Below are 20892 nucleotides of genomic sequence, written 5' to 3' on the forward strand. Positions count from 1 at the left end.
CAGCGTATGGTTGATGCTTCCAAAGCCTGATTCTTGGGAAGTTTTCTTAAATAAACGAAACTAAAAGTAAGGGGAATTTAATGGCTAAAGTCATGAAAACAATGGACGGTAACGAAGCTGCTGCTTATGCATCGTATGCGTTTACCGAAGTTGCCGGTATCTATCCGATAACGCCTTCTTCACCGATGGCGGATTTTACCGACGTATGGGCAGCACAGGGCAAAAAAAATCTTTTCGGAATGCCCGTTAAAGTGGTTGAGATGCAAAGTGAAGGCGGTGCTGCGGGTACCGTTCACGGTTCGCTTCAAGCCGGCGCGCTTACGACGACTTATACAGCCTCTCAAGGTTTGTTGCTTAAAATTCCTAACATGTACAAAATGGCAGGCGAATTGTTACCGAGCGTTATCCACGTGAGTGCTCGTACGCTTGCGACGCATGCGCTTTCGATCTTCGGCGATCACCAAGATATTTACGCCGCACGCCAAACCGGCTATGCGATGCTCTCCTCCGGTTCGGTTCAACAAGTCATGGATTTGGCCGGCGTTGCTCACTTATGCGCCATTAAAGGGCGTGTTCCGTTTTTACACTTCTTCGACGGTTTTAGAACTTCTCATGAAATTCAAAAAATCGAAGTGATGGATTATGCCGTTTTTGATCGTTTACTCGACAAAGAAGCGGTTCAACGCTTCCGCGATAACGCCTTAAACCCCGAGTCTCCTAAAACGCGCGGTACGGCTCAAAACGACGATATTTACTTCCAAGGCAGAGAAGCGCAAAATAAATTTTACGACGCATTGCCCGATATCGTAGCAAACTATATGGACGAAATTTCCAAAGAAACGGGACGCGAGTACAAACCTTTTACCTACTACGGTGCGAAAGATGCCGATCGTATCGTCGTTGCAATGGGTTCCGTGACTGAATGTCTGAAAGAGACGATCGATTATTTAATCGGCAAAGGTGAAAAAGTAGGACTTATTACGCCGCACCTTTACCGACCGTTTAGTGTCAAATACTTGATGGCGGTTATGCCCGATTCCGTTAAGAAAATTGCCGTATTGGATCGTACCAAAGAGGCAGGTTCCATCGGCGAGCCGTTGTATCTTGATATGCGTGCGGCTTTTTACGGACACGCCAATGCTCCGATTATCGTCGGCGGACGTTACGGTCTTTCTTCAAAAGACGTCGATCCGGCACAGATGTTGGCCGTTTTTGAAAACCTCAAAGCCGATGCGCCTAAAAATGACTTTACGGTCGGTATCGTCGATGACGTAACGTTTAAGTCTTTAGACGTGAAAGAAAAAATCAGCCTCGGCGACCCCGAAACCAAAGAGTGCCTTTTCTACGGACTCGGTGCGGACGGTACGGTCGGCGCGAATAAAAGTTCGATTAAAATCATCGGTGACGAAACCGACATGTACGCCCAAGCCTATTTCGCTTACGACTCCAAAAAATCAGGCGGTTTTACGCGTTCTCACCTTCGCTTCGGTAAAAAACCGATTCGCTCGACGTATCTTGTTTCCAATCCGCATTTCGTCGCCTGTTCAGTCGCCGCGTATTTAGAGCTTTACGACGTGGTCGACGGTATTCGCGAGGGAGGAACATTCCTTCTTAACTCTATTTGGGATGCACAAGAGACGATCGCTCGAATCCCGAATAAAGTCAAACGTATTCTTGCCAAACGCAAAGCCAACTTTTATATCATCAATGCAACCAAACTAGCACGCGACATCGGACTCGGTAATCGAAGCAATACGATTATGCAATCGGCTTTCTTTAAACTTGCCAACATCATCGATTTTGAGCAAGCTCAAACGTTTATGAAAAAACAAGCCTACAAAACCTACAGCAAAAAAGGCGAACAAATCGTTGAGCTTAACTATAAAGCGATTGACGTGGGTGCCAACGGCTTGATTAAAGTCGACGTCGATCCGTCATGGGCTAATCTCGTTGACGAGGTTAAGGTTCAAGAAGAGGTCAAATACAAAGGCACTCCGTTTGTCGAAGCAATCGCAAAACCGGTCAATGCCGCACGCGGCGATACGCTTCCCGTTTCGGTCTTTAAAGGCTATGAAGACGGTACGTTTGAACACGGTACGACCGAGTATGAAAAACGCGGTATCGGCGTTACGGTACCAAAATGGATCGAAGAAAACTGTATTCAATGTAATCAATGTGCGTTTGTCTGTCCGCACGCGGTTATCCGACCGTTTTTGATTAACGAGCAAGAGCTTTCCTTGGCACCTGAAGGCGTCAAAGTACATGCTTTAGATGCCAAAGGTAAAGAGTTCAAAGATCAAAACTTTAAATTTAAAATTCAAGTTTCCTCGCTTGATTGTACGGGATGTGAATTGTGTGCCGAAGCATGTCCTACCAAAGAAAAATCGCTTGTGATGGTTCCGCTTCAAGAGAGCCTTGATGCGGGTGAGCAAGACAATGCCGATTACCTCTTCAAAAAAGTAAGCTATAAAGACGATATTTTAAGCAAAAGTAGCGTGAAAGGTTCTCAATTTGCGCAACCGCTCTTTGAATTTCACGCGGCATGCCCAGGTTGCGGCGAAACACCGTATATTACGCTTGCAACGCGATTGTTCGGTGAGAGTATGATGATCGCTAACGCGACGGGATGTTCGTCTATTTACGGCGGTTCTGCTCCATCGACTCCGTATCGTAAAAACGACAAAGGTCACGGTCCGGCATGGGGTAACTCTTTGTTTGAAGATAACGCCGAGTTCGGTTTGGGTATGCATGTCGCGGCGGAAACGATTCGCCATCGTATTCAAATGATTATGGAATCTTCTTTGGACAAAGCGCCCAACGCGATTGCGGCACTCTACAAAGATTGGTTAGAATTTAGAAACGACCGTGAAAAAAGCGCACAAATTCGTGACCTTCTCGTTCCTTTGTTGGAAGCCAATCCGACGGCGGCGGGTGCGGAAGTCATTTTAAGCCTTAAGCAGTATATCGCTAAAAAATCACAATGGATTTTCGGCGGCGACGGTTGGGCGTACGACATCGGTTACGGCGGACTTGACCACGTGATTGCTAGCGGCGAAGACGTCAATATTTTAGTCTTAGATACCGAGGTTTACTCCAATACTGGCGGACAAAGCTCTAAAGCTTCACGTACGGGTTCTATCGCGCAATTTACCGCTGCGGGAAAACCGGTTCAGAAAAAAGATTTGGGTTATATCGCGATGACGTACGGTAACGTTTTTGTTGCGCAAATTAACTCGAACGCTTCCGCGGCACAAGCGATTAAAGCATTTGAAGCGGCTGAAGCGTATCCGGGCGTATCGTTGATTATTGCCTATTCACCGTGTATCGCACACGGTATCAAAGGCGGTCTAAGCCAAGCGGGCAATCAAGGTGAGCTTGCAACCAAATGTGGTTATTGGCCGATTTATACCTACGATCCGCGTCTTGAAGAAGAAGGTCAAAATCCGATCAAGATTACCGGAAAAGAGCCGGATTGGGATATGTACGATCACTTCTTGATGAACGAAGTACGCTATGCGGCTCTTAAAAAGTCAAATCCCGTCGAAGCGGAAGCGTTATTTGCACACAATAAAAAAGATGCGCAACGCAGATGGAGACAACTCAAACGTTTAGCAACAGCGGATTATTCCAACGAAAAAGAAGCTTAATTAAGCGAAACGAAGTAGAAGAGGAGGAGATTTTCCTCCTCCTTCATTGTGTAGTGTTTAATGATTTAACTCCGCCGCGACTTGGGCATTTGATTTGGCAACGTCGCCGCTTCCGTGAATGATATGCGGGATGCATCCCGTGCAAACGTGAATCTCTTCTCCACCTTTCATTGCTTTAATAAATACGGCATTCGGGCTCTCTTCGCTCGTGCGCAAACAGACGTTACAGACTTGTACGTTATTGATTTCCATAAAAACTCCTTTGAAATTTGGCGTATTATAATGAAAAAAATGCCCGAAAAGATTGAGCAAGATCAAGTTTTGGCTTAGCTCATTAAACGTGCTTGCGATCTAACGCTAAGATTTAATCTCTTTACAATTCAAACTCTTTATAATACGATCCTTCAACGTATAAGATTAAGGAATGCGCGTGATAACGAAAATAGATATGAACTCAGCCGAATTTATGGCGGAATTTGAACGAACGCAAGCTTTTAGCGATAAGGTATGTCAACAATTTTCTTTAACGTATACGCCGCTTCATGACGTAAAAGAGTCGATACAACAAGGCTTAACGCGTAATAAACTGATTTACGGTAAGCGCTATTGTCCCTGTTTTATGGTTATCGGAAATACGAAAGAGGAGAGAGCAAAAGCCGGCAATCGTCTTTGCCCGTGCACGCCCGCACTCAATGAGGAGATTCCTCAAAACGGCGCATGCCACTGTACGCTTTTTTGTACGCCCGAACATGCGTGCGCCCTTGCCGAAGAAGAGCGGCTCAAAGAGGTTTCGCATACGCATTCACAAGGTTTAAGCAAAGAAGAGTGCGAAGCGTTAATACATCAAAAAGAGATTGACGCGGATGAACTTGAGGCTTTATTGGAAGCGCGAAGTCGAGGCATCGTGCGTTTTAATTTGGTCGATACGCGCGAGTGGATGGAGTGGGCACAATACCGTATTAAAGGGACGGACTATCTTGTTCCTACGACGAGTTTTTACGACGCTTTAGCACAGCTCAAAGGTCACGAAAAAACTCCGACGATCGTGTATTGTTACAGCGGAAGCCGCAGTGCGTATTGCCAACGCGTACTCAAACACTTAGGCTATCAAACCGTCGTCAATCTCGGCAACGGAATTATGTCGTACAACGGAGAAATCGAAAGCGGCGAATAAAAACGATTTTTATAAGAAAAAAACAAGGCTGATCATCGCGTCGATACCGATATCGACGGGCTCTTTCCCGACGAGGCGGGCACTGTTTTTGACGTGGAAAACGATTTGACTTAGAAGTACCTCAAAATTGGCGTTGGAAGCATCGAAAAGACTCTCTTTACGGCTTTGAATGCTCGGAAGCGATTCGAGCATTTGCCATGAGGGTATTTGTCCGGCATTGAGGCGGTTTTGCAGTTCGATTTGCCAGTTGTTTTGCCACGTGAGAAAAAGGTAGCGTCCTTTTTCATCCTTGCCCGTTTTGATCTTCCATTTAATGACTTCAAGGTAGTAGTAAAGTTTTTTGAATCGCTCTTCGTCGTAGGAGAGCGTCGTGATTTGATGTCCGTCGCCGATACGGTAGCTCTCCCAAAGCAGTTTATACATCCCTAAAATCAAAAAGTCGTTGCGTTCGGGAATCGTCGCACTTTTATCGAAAGCAATGCGTAAATAATCGTCGTAGGTGTGCAGCGTCACGCCGTTATAACTCAGCCGAATCGCGTTTGTGCGGTTTCGCATCTCCTTTAAAATCGTTTCTTGCGAGGATTTGCTGTAGTTGGAAGGATTGCGAAGATCGAGCTTTTCTTTGTACGCGATGAGGTTTTCGACGCTTTTTTTAAAGTCGTAATGCAAAGCGGTTGCCCCCTTGGTTTGCAAAACTTCCGAGACGCTTTCTTGGTTGGGGCTTGAACATCCTGCAAAAACGATCAACGCAATCACAATCCCTCTAATCATCGACAAGGTCTTTTCCTTTTTTGATCTGCTTTTTGAGAATTTTGATGCTGTCGCGAATCGATTCGCGTTTGAGAAGGTCGGTTTCGTTTTTCAGCTCTTGCTTAAGTAAAATGCGGCGAAATTTGAGTTTTCTCAGCAGTTCTTTAATGGATTTTTTTTGAGTAGATTCCGCATTTTGAGGCATAAAGCCGAATAACTCTTTGATCGTTTGTACAAATTTGAAGCCGTTCATGAGGAACTCCTTTGGCTTGAGGCGTGGGTAAGGTCGTTTACTTCGTTTTCGTTTAAGATCAATGCTTCTTTGCTTTCGCTCGATTCCGTGTTCGCATGTACGAAAAGAGCGTGAGCGACTTTGAAAAGTTCGGACGCGACGGTATAGGCGTAGTTGGTATCGTTCATTAAAGACGTTGCCATCGTGTAGGTAATTTTGTTGGTACGAATCAGGTTATCGAGCGATTTATTGGCGGCGATGTCGTAGTTTTGCGCATCGAGTTTGAGTTTGCTTAAGAGCAAAACGGTGACGTCGTCTTCGGCGGTATTGAAGATCATTTGAAGCGTTCGGAGGTATTTGATGAGGTTTTTGCGAATATGGTTGTATTCGCTTTGGATGTATTCGTTATCCGATTCAAGGTAGCGAAGCATATTTTTTTGCATATGTTTGGAGGCTTTAAACGCTTCGACCATGCCGATGGTAGCGTTTTTTATCGGGATAAATTGACGCTCGCTGATGTCGGAAAATTTGCCTTGCGCCATAATCGCAAAGGTAATAATTTTGCCGTAAATCTCTTTGATGCGACGCTCGTAGTAGGCGTCCATATTGACGTAAAGGGGGTCTTTGCGATGCGTGAGAATATCGTCGATTGCCATACCTGAGCTAATATCTTCTTTGGTGACGCTGATACCTTGCGCGATGATGTCGCAAACGTTGTTGTAGAGGTGTTTGGTCTCTTTAAAAAGGGTTTCGTACGCTGTATCGGGAAAATCGAGCGCGACGTCGTTAATAAACAAGACATCGTCCCGTGCGTTTTCATCGGTTGCTTTTTGTTTGAAGAAATGATCGAGTAGGCGAACCAAGCCTTGTACGAGCGGAGCGAACAAAAGCACGCACGTAAAGTTAAAGTAAGTGTGGTAAAGAGCGAGTTTGAGCGTCTCGTCGTATGTTGAAATACCGAACAGCGGCGCACTCAGATCGATCAAACGGATAGATTGCGGAACAAAACCGACCAGAAGAAGTCCGGTAAGCGTATTGATCAAAAAGTGGGCGGTTGCCAATTTTTTGCCGTCGTCTCCGGCACCCAGTGCTCCCAAAACGGCGGTTACCGTCGTGCCGATATTGGCTCCGATCGTCAGGGCAACGGCATTTTCGTAGGTAATTTGCGACGCCGAGAGTGCGGTTAAGATGAGCACCAGCGAAGCGTGCGAAGACTGCATAACGACGGTCATTCCCGCTCCGATCAGTGCAAAAAGCACGATGCCCGTATAGCCGTCGGCGGCGTATTGGGTCAGATCGATCGTCTCCTTAAACGCGTCAAATCCATCTTTCATGTACGCGATACCCAAAAACGAAAAACCGAGTCCGGCAAGAGCGTAACCGATGCCTTTGAGCCGTTTGCTTTCTTGAAAAATAAAGAGCATTCCAAACACCAGCATGGGAAGCGCGTAGGTCGCGATGTTGATCTTTAACCCCAGCCCCGCGATCAGCCAGATACCCGTCGTCGTGCCGATGTTGGCTCCTAAAATAATGCCGATACCTTGTGCGAGCCCTATGAGTCCGGCACTGATAAACGAGATGGCAATCACGGCAACCAAACCGCTTGATTGCATTAAGGTCGTAATGATCGTTCCGAAAAGAATATTTTTATAAAGCGTATCGCTCATCGTTTTAAGGAATTTATCGAGCATCCCGCCGATAAAAAAACGAAAACCTTCTTCTAGATTTTTCATTCCGAAAAGAAAAATCGCCACGCCCGCGGCAATGAGAAGCAGGTTTTTGCTTTGGAAAAATGTATAGGAAAGCAGAATAATTGCACCGAAAAGTAGCCAGCGTTTCACGAAATTTCCTTTACATGTCAAGGGTTGAAGCTTAAATTATTGTACACTTTTTTCGGTATAATTGCCCAAAAAAAGGACTTCAAATGCCATTACTCGATAGCTTTTGTGTAGATCACGTCAAAATGCCGGCCCCTGCGGTCAGAGTCGCTAAAACGATGAAAACGCCTCACGGCGATGCCATCACCGTGTTTGATCTTCGTTTTTGCAAACCCAACCAAGCGATTCTTCCCGAACGTGGGATTCACACGCTCGAGCATCTGTTTGCAGGCTTTATGCGCAACCATCTCAATGGAGAGGGCGTCGAGATCATCGACATTTCGCCGATGGGGTGTCGTACCGGTTTTTATATGAGTTTGATCGGCACGCCCGAACCTCAACGCGTGGTCGATGCATGGGCGGCGTCGATGCAGGACATCTTACATGTCAAGAGCGAAAATGATATTCCCGAACTCAACGTTTACCAATGCGGAACGTACACCATGCACTCCTTGCAAGAAGCGCACGACATCGCCACAACGATTTTAAGTACGTCCATCGGCGTGATGGACAACGAAGCGTTGAAGCTCGATAGGTCGAAAATACAGTAATTTAACACATCCATAAGAACCTTTTTTATATGATTAGTCTCTTTTTTTAAAGAAAAACTTAGAGTACACACATTTTATGAGTAAGGAAGGTTTTTATGGAGCGTTTAGTCGCGCGGTACAAAGAGGGCAATCTGATTGTTCTCATTCTTTTAGGTATGGTTTTGGGCGTTATCATCGCGTTCATTTCTCCGACGGCGGCACAAGCCGTTTCGATTTTGGGCAAACTCTTCGTCGGAGCGCTCAAAGCGGTAGCTCCGGTTTTAGTTTTAGTGCTCGTCTCTACGGCGATCGCAACCAAAGAGGTGGGGGCGCAGACGAATATTAAGCCTATTATTTTCCTCTATGCGATCGGTACGTTTTTGTCGGCGTTGATCGCGGTGATCGTCAGCTTTGCGTTTCCCGTAACGTTGGTTCTCTCTAGTGGCATTGACGCGAGCTTAACACCGCCTCAAAGCATTATTGCGGTCATCAAAGGCTTTTTGGTCAGCATGGTGGACAATCCCGTTAACGCACTCGCTAAGGGCAATTATATCGGCGTGTTAACATGGGCAGTTGCCGCAGGTATCGCGCTTCATCACAGCGGAGCTCAGACGAAAGCGGTTATGAAAGACGTCAGCGATGCCATGACCAAGATCGTTCAAGCGGTTATTCGTTTAGCGCCGTTCGGTATTTTAGGATTGGTTGCGGAGACGTTTTCGGAAACGGGCTTTACGGCACTTTTAGGTTACGGTAAATTACTGATTATTTTGGTCGGAACGATGCTTTTCGTTGCTTTGGTACTGAATCCGCTGATCGTTTACGTGAAAACCAAACGCAATCCGTATCCTTTAGTGTTGACATGCTTGAAAGAAAGCGGCGTAACGGCATTTTTTACGCGTAGTTCCGCGGCGAATATTCCCGTCAATATGGCATTATGTAAAAAACTAGGGCTTCACGAAGATACGTACTCCATTTCCATTCCTTTGGGTGCAACGGCAAATATGGCGGGAGCGGCGGTGACCATTACGGTTTTAACGTTGGCGACGGTCCATACGTTGGGTATCTCGGTCGATATTCCGACGGCTTTATTGTTGAGTGTCGTTTCTAGTATCGCCGCGGCGGGTGTTTCGGGTGTTGCGGGCGGATCGTTGCTTTTGATTCCTTTGGCATGCGGACTCTTTGGCATTAGCGATGAGATCGCGATGCAAGTGGTCGCTATCGGCTTTTTGATCGGCGTCATTCAAGATTCGACCGAGACGGCACTGAACAGCTCAACCGACGTCGTGTTTACCGCGGCATGCTCGGACGAACCTATTAATTTGTAAGAAAAAGGTGCTTGCGGGTTTTGCCCGCAAGTGCTTTACATGTAAACCACTTTTCCTGCGTTTTACGAAGCAAAAAACTCCAGCTTTTTACCGAATCCTAAGGTATTGTCCGTAAATTTTAGGTACGAAATAGCGATGCTCCACAGCTCGGGATTCATCGCGATCGCATAAGGAAAGCGCTTCAAATAGGCTTTTTTCTCTGCCTCGTTGGCTTTTTGAAAAACACCTGTAAATTGCACCCCTTGAATTTTCCCCACGATCTTGGTCTCTAACGCTACCGTTCCTGCAACATGCGCATTTTCCAACGCCTCGCGTCCGTGTCTGGTTTGTGCGTCCGTGGCGATGACAAACGTGGCGGGCTCTTGGATAAACGCGTAAAAACAGCTGGCGCAGTAGGGAGTGTTGTTTTGGGATGTGGCAAGAGTGAGCAGATGATGTTCGCGAAGAAACGCCTCTATTTTGGGATCAAGCATGATTTTTCCTTTGAAAAAAAGTATAACATATTTTTTTGTTCGCTTTTAAATGGCAAGGCGATTATGATAAACACATAACGTTCAAAGGAGATGCAATGTATCGATGGTTGGTTTTAAGCGTGCTTGGCGTGTACGCGTTTGCGCAAAATCCTCAGGTGTTGGAACATATGGGTGTTCAGACGACGCACGACGGTAAATCCGTCACGATCGAGCGGAACATTCCTCGCGAATGTTTAAACGTGCATATCTCACCTGAAGATATTTTCAGCGGAAATTTTGCGGGCAAAGATGTGCCAAGCGTGTGCCAAAAGAGCGTGGTGACGACGGTGGGAAAAATCCAGCCGATGCAGTTAGACCCCAAAATCGTAACCGTCGGCGAAGTGGAAGTGTTGGATTTTATTCAGCATAAATTAGCCAAAGACCCGAGTCGTTATGTGCTCGTTGACGCACGTAAACGGGATTGGTTTGAGCAGATGAGCATTCCTTCAAGCGTGAACATTCCTTTTGACGAAGTGGCGTACGATGCCGATTTTCCCGAAGATTTTGAGCGTGTCAAAAAACTGCTCGGTATTGCCTCAAGGGGAGGAAAGCTTGACTTTTCGCATGCCAAAACGGCTCTGATTTTTTGCAACGCTTCGTGGTGCGCTCAATCACGTATGATGATCGATCAATTGATCAAGATAGGGTATCCTAAAGAGAAAATTTTGTGGTATCGCGGCGGTTTGCAAGACTGGGTACTCTTTGGCTTTAGTACGACCAAACCTTAAAGTGCGTGGTGGGAATCTTCTTCCTCCACGCAAGTGCTTTTACGCCACTTCTCGATCTTAAGATCGTTTTCCAAGATATGCTCGACCAGCCATTTTTTGGCGATCATTTTCATGCTTTTTTGAAGTTCAGGGATGCTTTTTTTCTCTTTGAGGATTTTGGTCATGCCCTCAATGATGGTTTCGTGAAACTTCTTGTGTTTGTCGTACAGCGGGTAGTCGAGGCTTTGCATGTATGCCTCTTCTTCTTTGAAGTGCTTTGCCATGTAGTCGAAAAACTCTTTAAAAAGCCTGCCCAGTTCCGCTTTGTCCGCTGATTCGGGCGTTAATGCTTGAACGGCGTTTGCCAGATCGAAAAGCTCTTGATGTTGCCGATCTAACAGTGCGTGACGCAAGCTAAATTTTTCGCTCCATTCTATCAACACGACGATTCCCCGTAAAGTTTTTGTGCTATTGTAGCACGCTTTAAACGGTTTTTCCCTTTCTTGAAGAAGCCTTTTTAGGCAAAAGATAGATTGCTAAAAGCCCGCTCAAAATGGAAAAAAGACATCCGACTATCATCGTATGAAAAATGCCCTCGATAAAAGCGTGATCGACGCGGAAAAAGAGGCTTTCGCGAAGGGCGAGATCGGAAAGTGCGCTAATGGCTTGATGTGCCGTTTGGATAGAGGTTTGAAGGGCTTTGGAAAGTGAAGCGTCGACTTCAATCTCTTTGACATGTAAAAGGTAAATGCGGTTGACGTAACTGCCCAAAACGGCGATGCTCATCGCCGCGGAGAGTTCGATGGTCGTGTCGTTTAAGGCACTGCCCACACCCGCTTTTTGAGGAGGAATCGAGCCCATAATGGAGTCGGTGGAGGGCGGCATGGAGAGTCCCATGCCCAAACCGTGAACGAAAAAACCGATTAAAATTGCCCAAAGCGGCATATGCACGTCGATTGTGACGACAAAAATCGCCATACCGAGTCCTGAGATAATCATGCCGCCGCCGATACTTAAAGGCATGCCGTATGTTGCGACGGCACGCGGAGCCGACTTTGAGCCGATTGCCACGCCCAGCGTCATGGGCATTAGCAAGAGTCCCGCTTCCAAAGCGTTGTAACCTTGTACGGTTTGAAACAGTTGGGAGAAGAAAAACATGGAGCCGACCATGCCGAAAACGATGAGCGCAATGGCGAATGAGGGAATCGTAAAGGTGCGTTTTTCAAAGAGTTCAAACGGGATCATCGCATGCGTGCAACGTCTCTCCCAAACGATAAAAAGAGCGCAAAAAAGCACTCCGAATGAGAGGCTGATATACACGCTTTTATCGCTCCAGCCGCGCTCACCCGCCTCGATGATGCCGTAAGTAAGCGCAAACAAAAAGAAGATGCACAAAACCATACCGAGGATGTCGGCTTTTGTGTTGGGATTGGACGATTCGGGCAGGATTCGCGTTGCGGCATACCATGCCGTAACCCCGATGGGGAGGTTGATAAAAAAGACCCAATGCCATGACGCGTATTCGATGATAATGCCGCCGACCAGCGGTCCTAAACCTTGCGATAGCCCAAAGATCATCGACCAAAGCCCGATGGCTTTCATGCGCTCGTCGGTGTTTGTAAACATGTGCGTGATGATGGAAAGCGTAGAGGGCATGATAAATGCCGCACCCAAACCGCTTAGGGCTCGAAAGAAGATAAGCTCTCCCGTCGAGCTTGAAAGCCCCGCACCCAACGAAGCAAGGTTAAAAAGTGTGATGCCGATTTTTAAAAAGCGTTTGCGCCCCCACTGATCGCCCAAAGCGCCGATGGTGATTAAGATGGACGCAAAGACGAGAATGTAGATGTTGACAATCCATTGAAGTTCGCGCATGCTCGCCAAGAGGTCGTTTGAAATAGAGGGTAATGCGACGTCAAGAACGGTGTTGTCCAACGTGACGATCGACATAGCAAGGCAGAGAACCCCAAGGGCTTTCCACCTTTTTTCGTGGGTATAAGGCATAGTAATTTTCCTAGTCTCTCAAAAGTGTCATAGCCTTCTTGCAAAACTTATTTTGTAAGAAGAAAAGCACCAAAGGTGCGTGGGCTTTCTGCCGAAGAAAACGCAGTGTTAACGTAGTCTTTAGAGCTTTGCTTTAAAGGCGTGTCAAGAGTTTCTCAAGAAATACTACCAAAGATTCGCTTAGGTTACGAATCCTTGGCGGGAGAGAGTGTTTACATGTAAAAAGGTTTAGAGCGTTTTGGTGCGTTTTGAATCAAGGGCACTGTAGAGAATGATGGCAAGAGCGATGACACTTAAGCTCAGCAGTTGCAAGCTGACCAACGCCCAACCGCCATGCTCCCAACAGTAAACCCCAATAGCCGTTCCAAGTGCTCCACCTAAAAACATCGAGCTCATGTATGCCGTGTTGATGCGGCTGTGGGCTTTTTCATCCAGCGTGTAGATTTGTGCGAGGTTGTTGATTTGCACCGCTTGAAAACCAATGTCCAGCAAAAGCGTAGCGATAATGAACGCCGCAAGTGAATCCTCAAACACTTTCATCAGGATGATGCTAACAACAATCATCGCTATGGAGAGAATTTTGGTAAAGGTTGGATTGATCTTATCGGCGATTTTTCCGATGTAAGGCGCTAGCAGTGCTCCCGCAACAGCAAGAATTCCAAAAAGCCCGATGACATCGCTGTTAAAGTTAAACGGTGCAAGCGAGAGTTTAAACGTGAGCGTCGTCCAAAAAGAGCAAAATACCCCAAATAACACGGTAATAAGAAGCGCATTGGCACGTAAAAGAGCAAAGCGTTTGAGCTGGTACACGCATGACGCCAAAAGTGAGCCGTAACTTTGGGAAAAGTGTGGCTCGATACTCGGCAATGTTTTGGCGATGCCCACCATGCAGGCAAAAACCAACACCGAAGAGAGCGCAAAGATGCCATGCCAGTTTCCAAACCACTCGGTCACATAACCACTGAGCGTTCGAGCAAGCAAGATGCCTGTGAGCAGGCCGCTAAAGATGGAACCGACGACTCTGCCTTTGTCTTTTCCGCTCATCGCCGCTGCCATTGGAATGACGATCTGCGCGGAAACCGCAAAAAGACCCGTAAGAAGGCTTAGTGCATACAGCGCGTAGAGGTTCTCCACAATGCCAAGACCCACAAGAGAGAGCGCTAAAAGTAGATGCGAGATCAACAGCAGTTTTTTACGGTCCATCTTATCGCCTAGAGGGCTTACAAAAAAGAGTCCTAAACCGTAGCCGATTTGTGAAAAGGTGGGCAAGTTTCCCACCGCCAGTGCGCTTACATGTAAATCTTGAGCGATCGTGTTTAAGATGGGTTGGTTGTAGTAAATGGTTGCAACGTTAATGCCAGCCACCGCTGACATCACGTAGATTTGTTTGGGTGAAATCATCCTTTTCTCCTTGGTTGAATGCTGATGAAATCATACCAAGTAGAGCACATTTCTTCGGTGCTAGGTTCAAACAAAGGATTGCGCAAATCAAATATTTTGAGTTTGTCGGTAATTTTGCGGTGTTTGATTGAGCTTCTTTTTGAAAAAGTGGATGAAGTGTGCGGACTCTTCATAGCCTAGTGCGTATGCAATGTCGCTTACACTCCACGAAGAGTGTTTGAGCAAGATCTTCGCCTCTTCCAAAACGCGCTCGGCAATGCGCTCTGTGGTCGTTTTCTCGCTGAGCTCTTTAAGCGTTCGGTTGAGGTGATTGGGATGGATGTTTAAAAGCCTCGCAAAATCGCTCGGATTTTTAAGCTCCAGCCTCTCATAGGGCGAGGTGATGGGAAACTGGCGCTCTAAGAGTTCGTTAAAGAGTGTATCGATTTTGCGCTTTTTATCGCTTTGCGCTTCGGCGGCGATGGCCGCGGGTTGCATTTTAAGCGCTATGTGGATGAGCTCCAGCGTTTTGGCGCGCAAAAGATCGTCTTTGTAGGCATAGTCTGAGTTCATCTCCAAAAGCATCTTCTCAAAGATCGTCTCCACTTCGTGGGCACTTTCCTCGTTTAATAAGAAAAGTTTAGGATGCTCAGGACGGTAAAGTGGGTAACTTCTCAGTGCGCCGTAATGGTGAAAAAACGCCTCGGTAAAGATGCAAAAATAGCCGCACTTTTTCCCATCGAGCGACTCCCAACTGTAAGGCACCAGTGGGTCAGAAAACATCAGCGCAAAATGATCACTTTGCAGGGTCTTGTCGGCATAATGCACTTTGTGTTTGCCTTTTAGAAAAGTGATCTTAAAATAATCCTTGCGACTGTAGGGAATTTGCGCGCACTCTTGTCTGGTAAAGACATTAAAGTGCCCGATACCGTTTTCCAGGTTTTGCGGCAGTGGTTTGGCGATGCGTTGGTAAAAGGCTTCAAGTGTTTCCATACGTCATTATACTCAAAAAGAGCCCGACTCAAAAGAGGTGATGGTGCAAATTTTTACCTTTTACATGTCAAGCATTGTTCACTAAAAATGCACCCCTTTTGTTACCAAGTTGATATAATGTTTGCATACAATTGTGTCGAAAGGAAGCGGATGTCAGTCAAGAAAGTTTACGTGCTCGATACGAACATTATCTTGCACAATACCAATTTCATTAAAGAGTTGTGCGACAACGGCAATAACATCATCGTTATCCCCGAAACCGTACTGATCGAACTGGAAGACTTCAAAAAGAACTTTACCGAACTGGGCTATCAAGCTCGAAGTTTTGCGAGAATGCTCGCGTCGTGTAAAGTCGTCGAAGTCGATAGCAACGAAGACGTTCGCGTCGTAAAGATGCGTTTTGAAGATACGATTGCTATTCATCTCTTCTCTAAAAACAGTTACGAATCCGATATGAACGCGACGTTTCTCAACGAATCCAACGACAAGCGCATCGTTGAAGCGGCCGCGGCGGCAAAAGAGTATTACACAAAATACAAAGTCATTTTTCTCTCCTTAGACGTTTACGCGCGTATGTTCGGACTGTTTCACAACGTGACGGTCGAATCCTTACGCGAAGATCGAAGCGACGTTCCCGAATTTGAGTTCGTCAAACAGCTCAACGTGGACTCGGCACTCTTTAACACGCTCGATAAAAAGCTGATCGGCGAATACGATCCCGAGCATAAAAGCGGCAATTACAGTTACGAATTTATCAGTACGGACGGAAACAGTGCCCATGCGATCATTTCTCCGGGCGGCATTATTCACATGTTAAACGAAGAGCTCGATTTTAGGGGCTTGGAAGTCAAACCGATCAACCTCAAACAAAAGTTTTTTATGAAAGCGTTGCTTTCTAACATGTACGACATTCACGTCATCGACGCACGCGCGGGAAGCGGTAAAACGTTGATGGCGTTTGTCGCGGCGATGCGCTTAGTGAGCAAAGGCAGTTACGAAAAAATCGTCTATGTTCGCAACTCCATCGAAAGCGTCGATAAAGGTGCGGATGTCGGCTATCTTTCCGGCAACGACGAGAAGTTTCGCATCTACAACATGGCATTGTACGACACGTTAGAGTTTATCGCCAAGAAGAAGATGAAGCGACGCGACAGTACGCAAGAGCCGCAAATGGCGATCGAGAAAAAGGTGCAAGAGCTCATCACCAAGTACAACATCGAAAAGCTCTGGCCGGGAGAGGCGAGAGGACGAACGCTTTCCAATGCCATCGTTATCTTAGACGAGTGGCAAAACAGCTCCAACAACACGACGCAACTCATCTTGTCGCGTTTGGACAATAACTGTAAAGCCATCGTCATCGGCTCCAACCGTCAAATCGACAACATGTACCTCAATCGGTACAATAACGGCTTAACGTCGCTTTTGAAGCAAACCAAAAAAGAGCAGACGCACATCTCTTTGTTTGCCATCGAGCTAGACAAATCGGTACGCGGGAAGTTCTCGCACTTTGCCGATGAAATTTTCGGAGATATCGATAAACACAAATGACCAAATATTCGTTTGCCCATGAAGACGAGGTTGTCTCGTTTCGTTCTATCTTTATTTCCGATGTTCACTTGGGCACGCGTTTTTCGCAAGCAGGCGAATTGTTGGAGTTTTTCAGACGCACGCAGTGTGAAAATCTCTATTTGGTCGGAGACATTATCGACGGTTGGGCTATGAGGCGAAAACTCAAATGGGCGCAATCGCATTCAGACGTGATTCAAAAAATTTTGAGAAAAGCCCGAAAAGGCACGAACGTCTACTACATCACGGGCAATCACGACGACTTTTTGCGCTCGTTTTTGCCTTTGGGCTTGGGCGATTCGATTCGTATTTGCGACGAAGCGGAGTATATCGGGCTCAATCAAAAGCGTTATTTCATCACGCACGGCGATTTTTTCGACAGCGTGACGATGACCAAACGGTGGTTGGCGATTTTGGGCGATATGGGGTATGATTTACTGCTCAACATTAACCAAATCCTCAATTGGTTCCGTAAAAAAATGCGCTACCACCGTCATTGGTCGCTTTCCAAATACGTCAAAGACCATGTTAAAAGTTCCGTTTCGTTCATTACCGATTTTGAGTCGATCTTAAGCGAGCATGCCAAACGCCACCGTTACGATGGGGTTATTTGCGGGCACATTCACAAAGCCGAAATTCGCACTATCGACGGTATCGAGTACCTCAATTGCGGCGATTGGGTCGAGTCGTGTACGGCGATCGTCGAGACGTATGAGGGCGAATTTAGGATTATTCGATGGCTGGGGCACTAAGCGTATCTTTAGCCCTTTCCGGCGGTGCGGCACGGGGCGCATTTCATCTGGGCGTGATTGCGGCGTTGGAGCGTCACGACGTTCACATCGCCGCGATTTCAGGCACGAGTATCGGCGCGGTCGTCGGAGTCGGAATCGCTTCTGGGATGAGCGCGTTTGATCTGATACGCTTGTTTAAAAGCGATGCCTTACGAGCTGTTTTCGGTTTCAACTATTTTCGCAAAGGCCTTTTGCGGATTGACGAAAAAGCGGCGATTTTACGTGAAATCGCACCGATTGAGCGGCTGGAAGATATGCCTGTAGCGATGTTTATTACCTGCGTCGATCTGCTTAGCGGCAACAAAGTCTGCTTTTCCAAAGGCGAGGCGACCAAGCTTGCCGTTGCAAGTTCCGCACTTTTTCCGATCTTTCGTCCGATTGCGTACGAGAATTACATGTTAATCGACGGAGGCTTTATGGACAACCTTCCGATCTCGCCTCTTTTGGAATTGGAGTATCCGATTATCGGCGTTAACCTTCATCCGATCGACGCGAAAGCCAAACACGATTTGCATTCGATTTTGAAAAGAGCACTCTTTTTAGCGTTTACGGCACCGGTTCAAGCGCAAATCGCTAAAAGCGATCTTTACGTGAGCGACCCTTCGCTTTCGAACTTTGGATTGTTTACTTTTAGCGAAATGATGCGTTGTTTTGAGCTAGGGTACCGCGTCGGAAGCGAATCCATTTTGACTTTTATGGAGCAACAAAGTATAATCTAACGTTTTTAAGAGAAGGAAAAGAGATGACAAGCAAAGAGTATTTATTTCAAATGTTCTCCCTCCAGCAAAAACTGAACGATGAGACCAACGGCATCGGCTGGGAAAACGGATATACCAAACACAACCGCCTGATTAACTGGAAACGATGTATTTACATGGAGTGCGCGGAGCTCATCGATAGTTTTAGTTGGAAACATTGGAAGAACATCAACAAAGAGACCGATTGGGATAACGTGACGGTTGAGATCGTCGATATTTGGCATTTTGTGATGAGTTTATTGCTGGAAGAGTATAAAACCAATCTCAAAGGCGATTTGGATCAGCTGATCCATGACGTACTCGACGTTCAAGGTTTTGAAGCGTTTACGAAAGAGCCTTTGCTGACCGCTTCGACCGACCCGATGGAGCTGATCAACGACATCGAGAACATCGTCCACGAGATGACGGGATTTGACGTTGATTTATTCGACGGGTTGCTTCGCAAGTATTTTGCGTTGGCACGTAAATGCGGCATCAATCTCAAAGTGCTGTACAAATTTTACGTCGCCAAAAACGTCTTGAACCAATTTAGACAAGACCACGGCTACAAAGAGGGAAGCTATAAAAAAGTGTGGAACGGTAAGGAAGATAACGAAGTGATGCTCTCTTTTTTAGACGCACAAGACGTTCCGGGCACGGAAGCCCTTTATAAACGACTTGAAAAGGCTTACGCGAAAGCTTAAGCCTGATTGTAAACGATACTTCTACTTTTGGGAGTTTCCAAAAATTCGATATGGGAAACTTCCACTCCTAAACGGCTCATTTTTTGCGAAACGATCCCTAAAAGCCACGTCGAAATATTTTCGCTCGTCGGCACGAAATCAACGATAATATAACCGTCATAAAGCTCTACGATAAAAGAGGGCTCGTCTTTGACGCGGGTAAGATCGGGAATTTTATAGCCCGCTTCATGCTCGATGAGGTGCTGCTTGTCGGCAAAATGAGGCAATAAAGTTTCAAAAAGAGGATCGTGAATATCGATGATGAATTTATGATCGAGCGTGTCGTCTAAAAAGCGTTTAAACCAATTGAGATGATGAAAGTCGGTCACCATACCGTCTTGAAGCTTCGTACTTTGAAGGTAAACGACGATTTTCCCTTGGTGTCCGTGCAAATGACGGCACGCCAAACACCCCGTAAGCGCAAACTCCGAATCGAGCTGCTGCGACCAAACACGGTGTCCGTAACAAAAATCAAACTCTTTACTGATTTGCCATAGCATAAACATGTCACCTTATTTTAAAGTAAGAAATGATACCCAAAAAGAGATATAAAGAAAATTTTTGACGTGCTTTTTAGTGAAAATAGACTATGATAAAAGTATCAAAATGAGAGAAAGAACGGTATGTTAAACGTCGTTGAAATATTTTATTCTATTCAGGGCGAGGGTGCGCAAGTCGGCGTGCCTTGCGTTTTTATTCGCTTGCACGGGTGCAATTTGGCGTGTTCTTTTTGCGACGAGGAGCTTCATAAAGGTGCGTACGAGCGTTTGACGTTCGAGGCGGTTTTGGAGCGCATCGCCGCGTATCCTTCCAAAAACGTCATTATTACCGGAGGCGAGCCGAGTTTATACGACCTTCGCGATTTTATCGCCGTGTTGCATTCTCACATGTACCGCGTCGGCGTCGAGACGAACGGGTATAATTTCGCGCATATCGCCGATGCCGATTGGATCACGTACAGCCCGAAAGATTGGGACGCGATCGCTCTAAGCGGTTACGACGAGATCAAGTTTGTGGTCGACAAGGACGCTTCGGTGGAAAAAATTGCGGCGTTTCAAAGCGATAAAGCGATGTTCATTCAACCGCAAAATAAGCCGCACGCGCCTGACATGTCAAACGTTCGTTTTTGCCTTGAGTTTGTGATGCAACACCCTCAATTTACGTTTAGTGCGCAGTTGCACAAATTTTTAGGAGTCGAGTAATGAAAAAAGCTTTGGTCGTTTTTAGCGGAGGACAAGACAGCACGACCTGCCTTGGATGGGCGAAAAATCGTTTTGATTACGTTGAGACGATTACGTTTGACTACGGGCAAAAGCACCGTGTCGAAATCGCGCAGGCGCAAAAGATCGCCGAAATCTTACATGTTAAAAATACGGTACTGAGTTTAGATGCTTTTTCACAGCTCAACGACTCGGCGTTGATCGATGCGACGCAAGACATTAGCGCGCATCACAAAACGCACACCAATCTTCCCGCCTCGTTCGTGCCCAACCGCAACGCCATTTTCTTTACGCTAGCGCATGCGTTTGCCCAAAAACAAGGCATCGAGCATTTGGTCATCGGCGTCAATCAGACCGATTATTCAGGCTATCCCGATTGCAGAGAGCCGTTTGTCAAAGCGTTGGAACTTGCGCTTAACCTTGGCAGTGAGGCTAACATCACGTTTCACTATCCGCTTATGCACCTCACCAAAGCCCAAACGTTTGAACTCTCAGAGGTTGAGGGCGTTTTGGACTTGGTGATTGACGAGTCGCATACGTGCTACAACGGCGTGCATATGCACAAACACGCATGGGGTTACGGTTGCGGCGAATGCCCCGCGTGCGTGCTACGAAAACAAGGGTTTGAGGCGTTTTGCAAAGGCCGATAAAGCTTTACATGTAAGCGTTACCAAGCGAGGGTGCATGAACTGGAAAAAGTAGTGTGC

The 20892-nt window shown here is 46.5% G+C and carries 21 protein-coding genes; 11 read left to right on the forward strand and 10 right to left on the reverse strand.

What is annotated here, in order from left to right:
• Nucleotides 1-80: 80 nt before the first annotated feature.
• Complete coding sequence (gene nifJ, locus NL930_RS02620; protein ID WP_254377037.1) at nucleotides 81-3647, forward strand: pyruvate:ferredoxin (flavodoxin) oxidoreductase; 3567 nt, start codon at nucleotides 81-83, stop codon at nucleotides 3645-3647.
• Nucleotides 3648-3704: 57 nt separating this feature from the next.
• On the opposite strand, the gene NL930_RS02625 is transcribed toward nifJ, so the two are convergent.
• On the reverse strand, nucleotides 3705-3899 hold the full coding sequence (locus tag NL930_RS02625) for a hypothetical protein (RefSeq protein WP_039673401.1): 195 nt from the start codon (nucleotides 3897-3899) through the stop codon (nucleotides 3705-3707).
• 178 nt (nucleotides 3900-4077) lie between these two features.
• Here NL930_RS02625 and NL930_RS02630 point away from each other — a divergent pair, with 178 nt between their 5' ends.
• Nucleotides 4078-4821: a ferredoxin-thioredoxin reductase catalytic domain-containing protein gene (locus NL930_RS02630; protein WP_254377036.1), complete on the forward strand. Its 744-nt coding sequence runs from the start codon at nucleotides 4078-4080 to the stop codon at nucleotides 4819-4821.
• 9 nt (nucleotides 4822-4830) lie between these two features.
• Here the strand turns inward: NL930_RS02630 and NL930_RS02635 are convergent, their stop codons facing one another.
• From NL930_RS02635 to NL930_RS02645, 3 genes are read right to left on the reverse strand one after another with little or no spacing between them, the layout of a single operon-like run.
• Entirely contained in the window at nucleotides 4831-5592 is a 762-nt protein-coding gene (locus tag NL930_RS02635; protein WP_254377035.1) for a hypothetical protein, read from the reverse strand.
• A complete protein-coding gene (locus NL930_RS02640) occupies nucleotides 5585-5824 on the reverse strand; it encodes a hypothetical protein (protein ID WP_254377034.1) in 240 nt (79 codons plus the stop codon). Before NL930_RS02640 ends, NL930_RS02635 begins: the two co-directional genes overlap by 8 nt.
• Complete coding sequence (locus NL930_RS02645; RefSeq protein ID WP_254377033.1) at nucleotides 5821-7644, reverse strand: Na/Pi symporter; 1824 nt, start codon at nucleotides 7642-7644, stop codon at nucleotides 5821-5823. Before NL930_RS02645 ends, NL930_RS02640 begins: the two co-directional genes overlap by 4 nt.
• Before the next feature lie 83 nt (nucleotides 7645-7727).
• Here NL930_RS02645 and luxS point away from each other — a divergent pair, with 83 nt between their 5' ends.
• A complete protein-coding gene (luxS, locus tag NL930_RS02650; RefSeq protein WP_254377032.1) occupies nucleotides 7728-8231 on the forward strand; it encodes an S-ribosylhomocysteine lyase in 504 nt (167 codons plus the stop codon).
• A 95-nt stretch (nucleotides 8232-8326) separates the two neighbouring features.
• The gene (sstT, locus tag NL930_RS02655) at nucleotides 8327-9535 is read left to right on the forward strand and encodes a serine/threonine transporter SstT (protein ID WP_254377031.1); all 1209 of its coding nucleotides are present in this window, start codon (nucleotides 8327-8329) and stop codon (nucleotides 9533-9535) included.
• Nucleotides 9536-9597: 62 nt separating this feature from the next.
• Here the strand turns inward: sstT and NL930_RS02660 are convergent, their stop codons facing one another.
• Nucleotides 9598-10008, reverse strand: coding sequence for a pyridoxamine 5'-phosphate oxidase family protein (locus NL930_RS02660; RefSeq protein WP_254377030.1), 411 nt, complete (start codon nucleotides 10006-10008; stop codon nucleotides 9598-9600).
• Nucleotides 10009-10103: 95 nt separating this feature from the next.
• Here NL930_RS02660 and NL930_RS02665 point away from each other — a divergent pair, with 95 nt between their 5' ends.
• On the forward strand, nucleotides 10104-10775 hold the full coding sequence (locus tag NL930_RS02665) for a rhodanese-like domain-containing protein (RefSeq protein ID WP_254377029.1): 672 nt from the start codon (nucleotides 10104-10106) through the stop codon (nucleotides 10773-10775).
• On the opposite strand, the gene NL930_RS02670 is transcribed toward NL930_RS02665, so the two are convergent.
• The 4 genes from NL930_RS02670 to NL930_RS02685 form a co-directional block, all read right to left on the reverse strand.
• Complete coding sequence (locus tag NL930_RS02670; RefSeq protein WP_254377028.1) at nucleotides 10772-11197, reverse strand: bacteriohemerythrin; 426 nt, start codon at nucleotides 11195-11197, stop codon at nucleotides 10772-10774. The genes NL930_RS02665 and NL930_RS02670 overlap by 4 nt on opposite strands.
• A gap of 40 nt (nucleotides 11198-11237) precedes the next feature.
• Nucleotides 11238-12755, reverse strand: a complete 1518-nt coding sequence (locus tag NL930_RS02675; protein ID WP_254377027.1) for an MFS transporter — start codon at nucleotides 12753-12755, stop codon at nucleotides 11238-11240.
• Between the two features lie 228 nt (nucleotides 12756-12983).
• Nucleotides 12984-14156 carry an MFS transporter gene (locus NL930_RS02680; protein WP_254377026.1) on the reverse strand — a complete coding sequence of 391 codons (1173 nt, stop codon included), beginning with the start codon at nucleotides 14154-14156 and terminating at the stop codon, nucleotides 12984-12986.
• An 87-nt stretch (nucleotides 14157-14243) separates the two neighbouring features.
• Nucleotides 14244-15128 (reverse strand): AraC family transcriptional regulator, encoded by an 885-nt coding sequence (locus tag NL930_RS02685; protein ID WP_254377025.1) that lies wholly within the window; start codon nucleotides 15126-15128, stop codon nucleotides 14244-14246.
• Between the two features lie 150 nt (nucleotides 15129-15278).
• Between NL930_RS02685 and NL930_RS02690 the strand changes: the two genes are divergently transcribed.
• The 4 genes from NL930_RS02690 to NL930_RS02705 are packed head-to-tail and all read left to right on the forward strand — an operon-like array spanning nucleotide 15279 to nucleotide 18926.
• A complete protein-coding gene (locus NL930_RS02690) occupies nucleotides 15279-16676 on the forward strand; it encodes a PhoH family protein (RefSeq protein WP_254377024.1) in 1398 nt (465 codons plus the stop codon).
• Nucleotides 16673-17446 carry a UDP-2,3-diacylglucosamine diphosphatase gene (locus NL930_RS02695; RefSeq protein ID WP_254377023.1) on the forward strand — a complete coding sequence of 258 codons (774 nt, stop codon included), beginning with the start codon at nucleotides 16673-16675 and terminating at the stop codon, nucleotides 17444-17446. Before NL930_RS02690 ends, NL930_RS02695 begins: the two co-directional genes overlap by 4 nt.
• Nucleotides 17431-18204, forward strand: a complete 774-nt coding sequence (locus NL930_RS02700; RefSeq protein ID WP_041962333.1) for a patatin-like phospholipase family protein — start codon at nucleotides 17431-17433, stop codon at nucleotides 18202-18204. Before NL930_RS02695 ends, NL930_RS02700 begins: the two co-directional genes overlap by 16 nt.
• A gap of 23 nt (nucleotides 18205-18227) precedes the next feature.
• Nucleotides 18228-18926 carry a dUTP diphosphatase gene (locus tag NL930_RS02705; RefSeq protein ID WP_041962332.1) on the forward strand — a complete coding sequence of 233 codons (699 nt, stop codon included), beginning with the start codon at nucleotides 18228-18230 and terminating at the stop codon, nucleotides 18924-18926.
• On the opposite strand, the gene NL930_RS02710 is transcribed toward NL930_RS02705, so the two are convergent.
• Entirely contained in the window at nucleotides 18923-19465 is a 543-nt protein-coding gene (locus NL930_RS02710; RefSeq protein WP_039673373.1) for a 6-carboxytetrahydropterin synthase, read from the reverse strand. The genes NL930_RS02705 and NL930_RS02710 overlap by 4 nt on opposite strands.
• A 123-nt stretch (nucleotides 19466-19588) precedes the next feature.
• On the opposite strand from NL930_RS02710, the gene NL930_RS02715 reads away from it, so the two are divergent.
• Together NL930_RS02715 and queC are read left to right on the forward strand one after the other, a co-directional pair.
• A complete protein-coding gene (locus NL930_RS02715; protein ID WP_039673372.1) occupies nucleotides 19589-20167 on the forward strand; it encodes a 7-carboxy-7-deazaguanine synthase QueE in 579 nt (192 codons plus the stop codon).
• Complete coding sequence (gene queC, locus NL930_RS02720; RefSeq protein ID WP_254377022.1) at nucleotides 20167-20835, forward strand: 7-cyano-7-deazaguanine synthase QueC; 669 nt, start codon at nucleotides 20167-20169, stop codon at nucleotides 20833-20835. The genes NL930_RS02715 and queC overlap by 1 nt, the downstream gene beginning before the upstream one ends.
• Nucleotides 20836-20892: the final 57 nt, after the last annotated feature.

Origin of the sequence: Sulfurospirillum sp. hDNRA2, assembly GCF_024206095.2 — a bacterium.
In the GTDB taxonomy this organism is placed as follows: Bacteria; Campylobacterota; Campylobacteria; order Campylobacterales; family Sulfurospirillaceae; genus Sulfurospirillum.

Bases quoted from the DNA above. Each gene is read 5' to 3' on its own strand.
- sstT (WP_254377031.1), top strand. From the start codon at position 8,327: ATGGAGCGTTTAGTCGCGCGGTACAAAGAGGGCAATCTGATTGTTCTC.
- luxS (WP_254377032.1), top strand. From the start codon at position 7,728: ATGCCATTACTCGATAGCTTTTGTGTAGATCACGTCAAAATGCCGGCC.
- NL930_RS02705 (WP_041962332.1), top strand. From the start codon at position 18,228: ATGACAAGCAAAGAGTATTTATTTCAAATGTTCTCCCTCCAGCAAAAA.
- nifJ (WP_254377037.1), top strand. From the start codon at position 81: ATGGCTAAAGTCATGAAAACAATGGACGGTAACGAAGCTGCTGCTTAT.
- NL930_RS02685 (WP_254377025.1), bottom strand. From the start codon at position 15,128: ATGGAAACACTTGAAGCCTTTTACCAACGCATCGCCAAACCACTGCCG.
- NL930_RS02675 (WP_254377027.1), bottom strand. From the start codon at position 12,755: ATGCCTTATACCCACGAAAAAAGGTGGAAAGCCCTTGGGGTTCTCTGC.
- NL930_RS02625 (WP_039673401.1), bottom strand. From the start codon at position 3,899: ATGGAAATCAATAACGTACAAGTCTGTAACGTCTGTTTGCGCACGAGC.
- NL930_RS02715 (WP_039673372.1), top strand. From the start codon at position 19,589: ATGTTAAACGTCGTTGAAATATTTTATTCTATTCAGGGCGAGGGTGCG.
- NL930_RS02665 (WP_254377029.1), top strand. From the start codon at position 10,104: ATGTATCGATGGTTGGTTTTAAGCGTGCTTGGCGTGTACGCGTTTGCG.
- NL930_RS02635 (WP_254377035.1), bottom strand. From the start codon at position 5,592: ATGATTAGAGGGATTGTGATTGCGTTGATCGTTTTTGCAGGATGTTCA.
- NL930_RS02690 (WP_254377024.1), top strand. From the start codon at position 15,279: ATGTCAGTCAAGAAAGTTTACGTGCTCGATACGAACATTATCTTGCAC.
- NL930_RS02710 (WP_039673373.1), bottom strand. From the start codon at position 19,465: ATGCTATGGCAAATCAGTAAAGAGTTTGATTTTTGTTACGGACACCGT.
- NL930_RS02700 (WP_041962333.1), top strand. From the start codon at position 17,431: ATGGCTGGGGCACTAAGCGTATCTTTAGCCCTTTCCGGCGGTGCGGCA.
- NL930_RS02680 (WP_254377026.1), bottom strand. From the start codon at position 14,156: ATGATTTCACCCAAACAAATCTACGTGATGTCAGCGGTGGCTGGCATT.
- NL930_RS02695 (WP_254377023.1), top strand. From the start codon at position 16,673: ATGACCAAATATTCGTTTGCCCATGAAGACGAGGTTGTCTCGTTTCGT.
- NL930_RS02640 (WP_254377034.1), bottom strand. From the start codon at position 5,824: ATGAACGGCTTCAAATTTGTACAAACGATCAAAGAGTTATTCGGCTTT.
- queC (WP_254377022.1), top strand. From the start codon at position 20,167: ATGAAAAAAGCTTTGGTCGTTTTTAGCGGAGGACAAGACAGCACGACC.
- NL930_RS02660 (WP_254377030.1), bottom strand. From the start codon at position 10,008: ATGCTTGATCCCAAAATAGAGGCGTTTCTTCGCGAACATCATCTGCTC.